Origin of the sequence: Clostridium sp. UBA6640 (assembly GCF_002455975.1) — a bacterium.
Lineage (GTDB): Bacteria > Bacillota > Clostridia > Clostridiales > Clostridiaceae > Clostridium_J.
In genome coordinates this window covers 28,298-40,527 of the sequence record NZ_DKLM01000169.1, presented here as the reverse complement: position 1 = coordinate 40,527, position 12,230 = coordinate 28,298, and the positions used below count along the sequence as shown (strand labels likewise).

Genomic DNA, 12,230 nt, shown 5'->3' with positions numbered 1-12,230 from the left:
TTAGGAGGACATTCATTAAAGGCAACAATAGTAGTTGGCAAAATTTATAAAGAAGTAGGGGCAAATGTTTCTCTAACTAAATTGTTTGAAAATTATACTATCAAGAGATTGGCAGAATATATAGAAAGTCTAAATGAAAGTGAATATAAGCCTATTTCAAAGGTAGAGAAAAAATATATGTATGCAGCATCATCAGCCCAAAAGAGGATGTATATTAATAATTGTATTAATAGGGAAAATAAAAGTTATAATATCCCAATTGTATTTTCTCTATTAGGGGAACTTAATATCAATAAAGTTGAAGAAATACTAAAAGAAATAATCAGTAGGCATGAGATTCTTAGAACACATTTTGAAGTAATAGATGGAGAAGTAGTTCAAATAATTAATGAAGAGTTTATGTTTAGCTTAGAGCATTATGAAGTTAATGAAAGAGAATTAATGGATGAAATTGATAAGTTTGTTAGACCATTTATTTTGAACAAAGCTCCTTTAATAAGGGTAGCAGTAATGAGGATAAATAAATTAAAACATATACTTTGTTTTGATATTCACCATATTATTTCAGATGGTTTTTCAATGAGAATAATATTAAGCGAATTTATGTTGTTATACAACAATAAGCAACTTTCAGATATTAAAATTCAGTATAAAGATTATTCTGAATGGGAAAGGAAGTTTCAAGAAACATCTAAGTACTTAAAGGAAAAGGAATATTGGATAAGTAAACTTAAGGATGAAGACTTAAGTTCTATTGGAGATAAACTCATAGATTACCCACGAACGGAGAGAGGAAATTCTAAAGGGAAAATCCAGCAAGTTATTATTTCAGAAGAATTAACAAGAAAATTGAAGCAAATATCAATAAAAACACACACTACAATAAATTCAATTTTATTAACAGTATATAATATTTTAATTTGGAAATATACAAAGGAGCCAAAGATAATCATTGGATCACCAGTAAGTGGTAGAGTACATTCAGATTTATATAATGTAGTGGGAATGTTTATTAATATGATAACATTTAAAAATAGTATTTTTGAGAATTATACTTTTAGGACACTTTTACAAGAGGTAAATTATGATAGTTTAAGGTCATTAGATAACCAAACATATCAATTTGATGAGTTGGTAAGAGAATTGGGAGTAAAATCATCTTTAATAAGAAACCCTATTTTTGATATAGCGTTTGCTTTTCAAAATATAGATAATATTGATTTGAAATTTGACGATTTGGATGTAGAAATACTTAATTATGAAGAAAATTCCATGCAATTTGATTTATTTTTAAATGCATATGAAGAAAAAAATAAAATAGTATTGAATTTTGAATATTTGATATCGTTATTTATGGATGAGACAATAAAGAAAATGAGTGAGAGGTATCTTTATATTTTAGAAAAAGCAATTGAAAATTTAGATATTGTAATGAAAGATATTACTTTTCAGAAAGAAGTGGAATATGTAAAAGTGATAGTAAATGCTAAAGAATTAGATGAAGAATTTATATTTTGAACTACTTAAATAAATACTATAGAATGTTATAAAGGAGGAAGAGAATACAATGGGTATTAAAAAGAAGGAATCTATGATAATTGCATCTGAGCATGCAAAAGAAGAAGAATTTTGGAATGAAAAGTTAAAAGATATTAAGGGACTACAAAATTTTATTTATGATTGTGATGAAGTAAATACTCAAGATAATATTTTAAAACAAAAAAAATATTATCTTACTGATGAAATTTTTAATAAATTTATAGTTATGAGTAATGGATCAGACTATAAGCTGCATATGATTTTAGTTTCTATAATTTCTATTTTAATTAAGAGGTGTACGGGTAATGATGATGTTACAATTGCTACGCCAATTTATAAACAAGAAGTTAAAGCAGATTTTATAAATACTATAGTAATTCTTAGGAATAAGATTCAGGATAGTATGGCTTTTAAAGATGTTGTTTTTCATGTTAGAAAAAATATAATTGAAGCAAACCAAAATGTCAATTATCCTATTGATATTATATTGGATAAGTTTAAGAATAATCATTGCAAATTAGATGATATATTGGTTCTTTTAGAAAATATACATGAAAAAGAGTATGTGGATGGCATTGAATCTAACCTTAAGTTTACATTTAATCATAATATATCAAATATAGAGCTTGATTTGCAATATAATGAATGTGTATACAATAAAAAAACAATAGAAAGAATTTTCGAGATGTTTCTAACTATGTGTGAACATATTATTTCTAATACTAATTTATTAGTAAAAGATATAGAGATAATTCCACAAAAGGATAAGAATAAATTATTATATGAATTTAATAAAAAAATAGATTTTAATATATGTAAATCTATTCATGAATTTGTAGAGGAACATGCGAAATCTATTCCTAAAAAGGTTGCATTTCAATATGGAGACCTGGAAATTACTTACGCAGAATTAAATAAAAGAGCTAATCAAATGGCAAGAACCTTACCTAAAGATAAAATTAGTAAAGATAAGACAGTTGCTATTTTATTAAATCGTTCTCATTTAATGGTTGAAAGTATTTTAGCCATATGGAAATTGGGTGGAGCATATATCCCATTAAATAAAGAAAATCCAACACAAAAACTGCTTTCAATTTTAAATAACTCAAATACAAAAGTATTGGTTACTACATCAGATTTTATTAATGAAGAATTAGAAACTAATTATAAAGGTAAAATTATAAAATTGGATTTATGTGAAGTGGATATGGGGAGTAAAGATGATGCCAACTTAAATATAAAGACAAATCTTAATGATTTGGCATATATAATATATACCTCTGGTTCTACTGGGGATCCTAAAGGAGCTATGATAGAGCATGCAGGAATGATGAATCATATTTACAATAAGATTAACGATTTGAAGATAAATGAAGAAGATATTATAGCACAAAATGCATCTCAAAGTTTTGATATATCTGTATGGCAATTTTTCACTGGGATTGTTGTTGGCGGAAAAGCCGTAATTTATCCTAATGATGTAATTTTAAATTTAGAAAGTTTTTTAGTGAACATAATTAAGGATAATATATCTATACTAGAAGTTGTACCGTCATACTTATCTGTTTTAATAGATTATTTAAATATAAATAAAGTAGATTTATTAAACTTAAAATATATACTGGTAACTGGTGAAGAACTTAAAAGTAACTTAGTTAAAGAGTGGTTTAATAAGTACCCTAATATCAAAATGGTAAATTGTTATGGTCCAACAGAAGCATCTGATGATATAACACATTATATAATGGATAAATGGCCTAAGAAAAAAAATATATCTATAGGTAAGCCGTTAGCAAATACCTTTGTTCATATATTAGATAAGAATATGAAATTATGTAATGTAGGTGTTAAAGGTGAAATTTGTGTGTCAGGAATAGTAGTTGGAAGAGGGTATTTAAATGATTTAGAACGAACAGAAAAAGTTTTTTGTGAAGATTTGTTCTCATTAGATGGAGAAACAAGATTGTATAAAACTGGTGATATAGGTAAATGGAATGAGGATGGAACAATAGAGTTTTTTGGAAGAGAAGACTATCAAGTTAAAATACGGGGATTTAGAATAGAACTTAAAGAAATTGAGAACGTTTTACAAAAATATAGTGATATTAAAGACGTAGTGGTAATGGACAGGGTTGATGATAATGGTAATAAATATTTATGTGCATATTATATTGCAGAAGAAACAATAGAGTCATCTTTATTAACAGAGCATTTATCTGAATATTTGGTCAATTATATGATTCCAGCATATTTTGTTCGTATGGACAAGTTCCCTGTATCAGCAAATGGAAAGATAGACAGAAAAGTGCTACCTAATCCTATAAATGAAAATAATGAAATGAAGAGTGTTTTAATAGAAGATATAATAAAAAATAGCAACATTAAAACAACCAATAAATTAAATAGCACTTTACAAGAATCATTGATAGAAGACGGCCATTTTATTTCAAGTGAAGAAAAATCCAAAATATTAGAGGAGTTTAATTCTAATATTGTTGATTATAAACATTACAAAACCATTAGCCAATTATTTGAAGATGCAGTTGAAAAGTATAGATATAAAATCGCTATAACGGATAATGGAACACAAATAACTTATGATGAACTAAATAGTAAAGCAAATCAACTGGCAGTAATTTTAAGAGAAAAAGGAGTAAAGCCAGAAGTTATTGTAACTATAATATTACCTAGATCAATAAATGCTATTATAAGTATGATTGCAATATTAAAAGCTGGTGGAGCATATCATGTAATTGATACAGATTGTCCCCAAGAAAGAATAGATTATTTCCTGAAAAATAGTGAATCAGATATTGTAATAACTTCTGATGAGATTAAAGAAAAATTTACATTTAATAAAGAAAATGTACAACTTATAAATATTAATGATGATATATTCTGCGGACAATGTAAAAATATTGATTGCATAAATAGTCCCAATGATTTAGCTTATGTAATGTATACATCAGGAACAACAGGTGAGCCAAAGGGGGCTATGAATGAGCATAGAAATTTAATTAATTCAATTTATGGATGGATAAAGGAGTACGGATTAAATGAAATAGAAGTTAATACGTTATGCACAGTAAATTTTTCTTTTGATGTATCAGTGGCAGATATTTCAAGAACCTTAGTAACTGGAGGAAATCTAATTATATGTCCTAAAACTGCATTGGGTGATTTTGAAGTACTATGTAGAATAATTGAAGATAGTAAGGTAACAGTAATGGAGTCAACCCCTTCTATAATTCTTCCTTTTATGAAGTATGTAAAAGAACAGGATATAAGTTTAAATACATTAAAAGTAGTTGTTGTTGGATCAGATTTATGTAATAAAAATGATTTTCAAAACCTTAATGATAATTTTGACAATAAGATTAAGTTAATTAATTCTTATGGTGTGACTGAATGTGGTGTAGATGCAACATTTTATAAAGTAGATAGTGGCACTATAATTGAATCACAGACATTACCAATAGGAAAACCTCTTCCTAATACAAAACTTTATATTTTAAATAATAAAATGGAAGTACAACCTATAGGTGTAATGGGAGAATTATTTATTTCGGGGGAGTCAGTTGGCAGAGGATATATAAATAAAGAGTCTTTAACTAAAACAAAATTTGTTCATGATCCGTTTAGCCATAAAGAAGATCAAAAAATGTATAAAACTGGAGATATTGCAAGGTGGCTACCTGATGGTAATATTGAGTTTTTTGGTAGATTAGATTATCAAATTAAAATTAATGGGTTAAGAATAGAAGTTCAAGAAATAGAGGCTACATTAAATGAACATAATAAGGTAGATAATGCCGTTGTTGTTTTGAAAAGCAATGATAATAATGGAAAGTTCTTATGTGCATATATTACGACTAATACAAATGTAACAGAAGCGGAATTGCAGAAATACTTATCAGCTAAATTACCACGTTATATGATACCAAGATATTTTATTAAATTAGATAAGTTACCGCTTACGCCTAACAGAAAAATAAATAGAAGTTTACTTATAGGACATGAATTAGAACAGGAAAAGGTGCTTGTAGCAGCGAGAAATAATCTAGAAGAAGAAATCGTATATATATGGCAAAAAGTCTTAAGTGTTAAAAATATAAGTATGACTGATGATTTTTTTAGCTATGGAGGAGATTCAATAAGAGCTATTAAAGTTATTAGTTTAATTAATAAAAAATTTAATATAAGATTAGAAATTGTAGATTTATTTGAAAATTCAACAATTGAAAAACTTGCAAAGAAAATTGAAACTACTGAGTCATATGAAAAGGTAAATAAATTAAAGGCAATACAGTCGCAGTTTGAAAATATCAAAAATAATATTTTAATGAAAGATAATTCAATGAATAATGTGGAAGATATATATCCAATGAGTGATGTTGAAAAAGGAATGGTTTATTATTCACTTATGAATAAAGTTGAGGCAGAAAAAACAGGACATGCGGTGAATCATAATCAACTAGTTGTAGTACTAGATATTAGTGAATTTGATTCTATAATTTTTGAAAAAGCATTAGATTTGATGGTAAAAAAACATGAAAATTTAAGAACTAGTTTTAATGTTGAAGACTATAAAAAGCCAATGAAAATAATTAGTACAAGTATAAATAAAGACTTTAAATATGAAAATATCTTAAATATAAACGAACAAGAGCAACAAAAATATATACAAAATTTATTAAATGAAGATAGGAAGAAACCATTTGATACTAAAAAAGCACCACTTTGGAGGATTAGAGTATTTTCTATTAGTGAAGACAAATGTGCTTTTTGGATATCATTTAATCAGTCAATATTTGATGGATGGAGTTTAAGTATCTTTATTCCTGAATTGTTTGAAACCTATTCTAACTTAAATATAAACAATAAATATACTTTTAAAGAAATAAATGCAAGTTATAAGGATGCAGTTATGGAACAGATATTAGAGGAGGGTAAGGAAGATAATATTAAGTTTTGGATTAATGAACTAAAAGGATATAAAAAGTTAGATTTTTCGTTATTATCTAGAACTTGTGAAGTAAAGAATAAGGTTAATCAGTATATTGAGATAATAGATAAAAACAAGCTTAAAAAGCTAAAAAACATAGCCAAGAAGTATGGTACCACAGTAAAAAATATTTGCTTTACTGCATATGTATGTATGATAAAGTGGATGTTTGATGAAGATGATATTGTGGTAGCAAATTTATCTCATAATAGAGCTACTGTAGAAGATAGTGAATTTGTACTTGGATGTTTTATAAATATGGTTCCTGTGAGAACAAAAATCTCGGATGAAGTAAGATTATTAGAAATGTTAAATATAGTAGATAATAAATTTTTAGAATTAAAAAAACATGATAAAGTTTCATTACTAGGTATTTTGAAAATTATTGGTGAAAAGTCCAACACAGAAAACCCTATAGCTGATACAATGTTTAATTTTACAAATTTTCATAATTTGAGCCAAATGAATAATATAAAAGATGTAAGTATATCAACAGAATTTAATTCTAAATTAAAATTAAATACAATCGGAAGACCTACTACTAGCTTTGACTTTAATGTAGATGTGACAACTGAAGAGTGCTCAATTATGGTTTTATCCTCAGTGTTTAATGAGGATACTATAAAAAAATATATAGGATACTTTATTAAAACTATAGATTATATGATTGTAGAAGATAATAGAAAAATAGGAGAAATAATTTCTCAAAACAAATTAAGTGATGAAAAAGAGATTCAATTTAAAACAGAATTTAAATTTTAAAGTAATTAAATAGATTCTATAAGTTGCTGGTATTTGAATATATCAGCAACTTTATATTTAAATTTATTAATTTGGATGTGAGTGAGGATATTATGAAATATGATTCAAATATAAATAAAAGAGAATATTGGATAAAAAAATTATCAGGGCAATTGCCAAGAGTAACATTTGAATATGATTATAAAAATATTCAGAATGATGAATATTCAATGGAGAAAATTCATTTTAAGGTACCTTATGAGAGTTTTCAAAGACTAAATCAAATAAGTGGGGGATCAGACTATACGCTACATATTATACTTACAACGGTAGTTTTTGTGCAACTTAATAAATATACAGGAGCTGAAGATATAATAATTGGAACACCTATATATATAGAAGATAGTGATGAGTTAACTACTAATGTAGTTTCTATAAGAAATACTGTATATAGTAGTCTTACGTCTAAAGAGTTATTACTTAATACAAGAAATGTGATTATAGAAGCTAATGAAAATTCAAGATATTCATTAGATACTTTATTATATCAATTAAAGATACCAGTATATGATAATGAGTTTACTTTATTTGATATTATGGTTATACTAAATAATTTACAAAATAGAAATGACATAGAGTATGTAAAAACAAACTTTAATTTTTTATTTGATAAGAAAGAAGAATCTATAGAGTTAATAATAGAATTTAATAAAAATTTATATAGTAGTAATACAGTTAATAGAATCGGAGCCAATTATATAGAACTTCTAAATAATATGCTATTAGACATAAATAAGAATATATCAGCAATGAGTATGTTAACTAAAAAGGAAGAAAAACATATTATATATGATTTTAATGATAATAAGGTGGATTTTCCTAAGGAAGAAATGATTTATGAAATAATTGAAAAGAATGCTTTAGAGCAACCTGATAAGATTGCGATAGCGCTTAAAGAGAAAACTATAAACTATAGAGAATTAAATAATAAATCAAATAGAATTGCTAATTATTTGAGAGATAAAATAGAAGAAAATGAAAATGCAATAATAGGCATTATGATGGAAAGAAATTTAGATGTTATTGTAGCCATTCTTGGAATTTGGAAAGCAGGAGGAGCATATGTTCCAATAGACACTGAGTATCCACAGGAAAGAATTAAAAGCATTATTAATGATGCCAAAATGAAGATAGTAATTTCAGAAAAAAAATATGTGAAGCTTTTAAATATATTACAGGGAGAGTGTGATAAGTTCTTAAGTTATCTATGTATAGATAGCAATAATATTCTTAATGAAGATGAATATGAAAATAGCTTATTAATGGATGAAAAACTCTGGGGCTTCATAGGGAGCAATGCAATTGATGAGATTACAGGAGGAGGTTGGATTAGTAGTTATACTGGGTTACCGTTTTCTAAGAATGAGATGGATGAATATGCGGATAATATTTTTCAAAAAGTTTCTCCATATTTAAATGAAAATACTAAAGTGCTTGAAATAGGATGTGCATTAGGGATTAGTATGTTTAAAATAGCACCTACAGTAGGATTGTATTATGGAACAGATCTATCTAGAGTAATTATTGAGAAAAATAAGAAAAGAATACAATCAGAAGGGTATAAAAATATAAAGTTAAAATCTATGCCAGCACATGACATAGATAATCTGGAAATAAAAGACTTCGATCTTATTATCATAAATAGCGTTATTCAAGATTTTAACGGACACAATTATTTAAGAAAAGTAATAAAAAAATGTATCAATGCAATGAAGAGTAATGGATATATATTTATAGGCGATGTGATGGATCAGGAGTTAAAGCAGCAGCTTATAGAAGAATTGAAAGAATTCAAATTAATGAATGAGGATAAAAACTATACTACGAAAACTGAATGGAAAGAGGAAATGTTTTATGCGAAGTTCTTTTTTGAAGACTTAAAGGGAGAAATGGCTGAAATAAATGACGTTATTTTTAGCGATAAAATTCATACCATACAAAATGAATTAACAGAATTCAGATATGATGTAATATTGGAGATTAATAAATTAAAAAAAATTGGACATAATGCGTATAAAAAGTACAAGCATCAGCATGATTTATCTGTATTAGAAAAATATAGTTGTGAGAAAGTATACAAGCAAGAGGAACATAGAGACTTAAATCAGCTTGCATATATTATATATACTTCAGGATCTACAGGTAGACCTAAAGGAGCTATGGTTGAGCATGCTGGTATGATGAATCATTTATATGCTAAAATTAATGATTTAAATATAGATAAGAATTGTGTTATAGCACAAAATGCTTCCTATTGTTTTGATATTTCTATATGGCAAATGTTTGTTGCTTTAGTTGCGGGTGGTAAAACTATTATTTATCCTAATAAGGTTGTTTTAAAACCGGAGGAATTTTTAATAGATTTAATAAATTCAGAAGTAACTATATTGGAAGTTGTGCCTTCTTATTTATCAGTTATATTAGAAGTTGCGCAATTAAATAACTATAAATTTAGCAAATTACAATACTTGGTTGTTACTGGTGAAACTTTAAAAGTACCATTAGTTAAAAAATGGTTTGAGATTTATCCAAGTATAAAAGTAGTAAATGCTTATGGTCCAACAGAGGCATCTGATGATATTACTCACTATATTATAGAAAATACACCAAATATTGAAAAAATACCTATTGGAAAACCAATATCTAATTTAAATATATACATTGTTGATCATAACATGAATATATGCCCTATAGGAGTTAAAGGAGAAATATGTGTATCAGGTATTGGGGTAGGTAGAGGATATCTTAATGATGACTTAAAAACGAAAAAAGTATTTTCAGAAGATGTTTTTAGAGGGGATGGAAGATTATATAAGACGGGTGACTTAGGGCGTTGGATGGAAGATGGAAATATAGAATTTATAGGTAGAAAGGATTATCAGGTAAAGATTAGAGGTTTTAGAATAGAATTAGGAGAAATAGAAATCAATATCCTTAAATATCCTAACATAAAAGATGTAGTTGTAATTGATAAAGAAGATAATAATGGAAATAAGTTTTTAAGTGCGTATATTGTATCTAATGAAAAGTTATATATATCAGATTTAAGATACTATCTTAAAGACAAGTTACCAGAATATATGATACCAAAATATTTTATGGAAATGGAGAAAATACCACTAACTTCAAATGGTAAAGTAGATAGAAAATCACTTCCAATATGTACAGATGACCACATAGTTAAACCTAAATATGAGGCAGAAATGAATGATATTGAAAAAATGTTAGTAAATGTATTTGAAGAAGTTTTGGGGATTAAAGGAATGGGTATACATGACAATTTTTTTGAAATAGGGGGAGATTCTATAACGGCAATGCAAGTATCTTCTAAGCTTCAAAAGAATAAATTTCTACTTGAGATAAAGGATATTTTTGAAAAACCAACGGTACAGGAATTAGCGCTCATTATAAAAGAAATAGAAGATAGTATAGAACAAGAGGAAGTAACTGGTGAAATTGGATTAACCCCGATTCAAAAATATTTTTTTGAAATGAGAGAAGATCAACAATACTCATTATGTCAAGTTAGAATGATATTTAATGAGAATAGATTTGAATACGAAAAAATAAAACAAGCATTTGTAAAAATAGTAGAGCACCATGATGCATTACGCATGGCATTTAATACAGTTGGAAAAGATGTTGTTCAGATAAATAGAGGTATAAATGAAACCTTATTCGATTTATCTATATTTTTCGATTTATCTATATTTACAGTAGAAGAAAATAAGAATATAGATGAATATTTACAGAAAGAATTAAACAATATCATAAGAATTAGGCCATTGACTACAGATACGCTATTTAAATTAGCCTTATTTAATACAAGAAATGGAGATTATCTTGCTATAATTATTGATGAGTTAATTATAGATGAAAATTCTTGGAATATACTGTTAGAAGATTTTTATTATATTTATAATCAGATTGAAACAAATAAAGAAATAAGACTAAAGGAAAAAACCCATTCATTTAAATATTTTTCAGACAAATATAATAGTTACTTTAATAGTTATGATATTAAAGAGGAATTAAGTTATTGGCAAAATGTGATAGAGCAAGGTGAAAAATTAGATATAAGTAATTATTGTAATGAGAGTTTTGTGGAAGAACTTGAAGAAGTAAAACTGGCATTAGGCACTGAACAGACTCAAGAACTACTAAGTAATGTGAATTGGGCACATAATACAGAAGTAAAAGATATACTGATAGCTGCACTAGGATTATCAGTTAAAAAATGGGCAGGTATTGAAAACATTGTTGTTGGTATAAAGGATGATGCAAGAAAGTTTATGGAAAAGTATGGAGCTATCGATCGTACAGTAGGATGTTTTACAGTTCAATACCCTGTTTTATTAAACATGACTAAAAGTGAAGATATTTCATATACTATTAAATCAATTAAGGATACTTTAAATAAAACACCTAATAATGGTATAGGTTATGGACTTTTAAGATATTCAGATGAGCATGAAATAAAGAAAGAAAGTAAGCTGAAAATGAATCCAGAAATAGAATTTACCTATTTGTGTAAACTAGAGAATTACAACAGTAAAGAAAAGCTGGATTTAACAACAAAAGGTATGAGTATTAAAGAATTAAAAATACAAAACTTAAGTAAAAGTCAACATATTAACATTTATGCAGATATAATAAATAATAAATTACAGGTGTTTTTTGAGTTTGATAAAACTAAATATAGTAATAAGTCAATTAAAGATCTATCTGAAATCTTTAAAAATAATCTAATTTATATTATAGAACATTGTATAAATAGGGAAAATAGTGAGCAGAGTCCATCAGATTTTGACTATGATGATTTAACGATTGAAGACATTGAAGAATTAGAAGATTATATAGGTAATATTGAAATTTAAATAAAGGA

At 26.5% G+C, this 12,230-nt stretch carries 3 protein-coding genes; all 3 read left to right on the top strand.

Going from position 1 to position 12,230, the window contains the following annotated elements:
- A partial coding sequence (locus B2W91_RS19995; RefSeq protein ID WP_291584155.1) for a condensation domain-containing protein occupies positions 1–1,518 on the top strand: 1,518 nt, incomplete at its 5' end.
- Between the two features lie 49 nt (positions 1,519–1,567).
- Positions 1,568–7,306, top strand: a complete 5,739-nt coding sequence (locus B2W91_RS19990) for a non-ribosomal peptide synthetase (protein ID WP_291584153.1) — start codon at positions 1,568–1,570, stop codon at positions 7,304–7,306.
- A 92-nt stretch (positions 7,307–7,398) separates the two neighbouring features.
- Positions 7,399–12,222 (top strand): condensation domain-containing protein, encoded by a 4,824-nt coding sequence (locus B2W91_RS19985; protein WP_291584150.1) that lies wholly within the window; start codon positions 7,399–7,401, stop codon positions 12,220–12,222.
- Positions 12,223–12,230 lie beyond the last annotated feature (8 nt).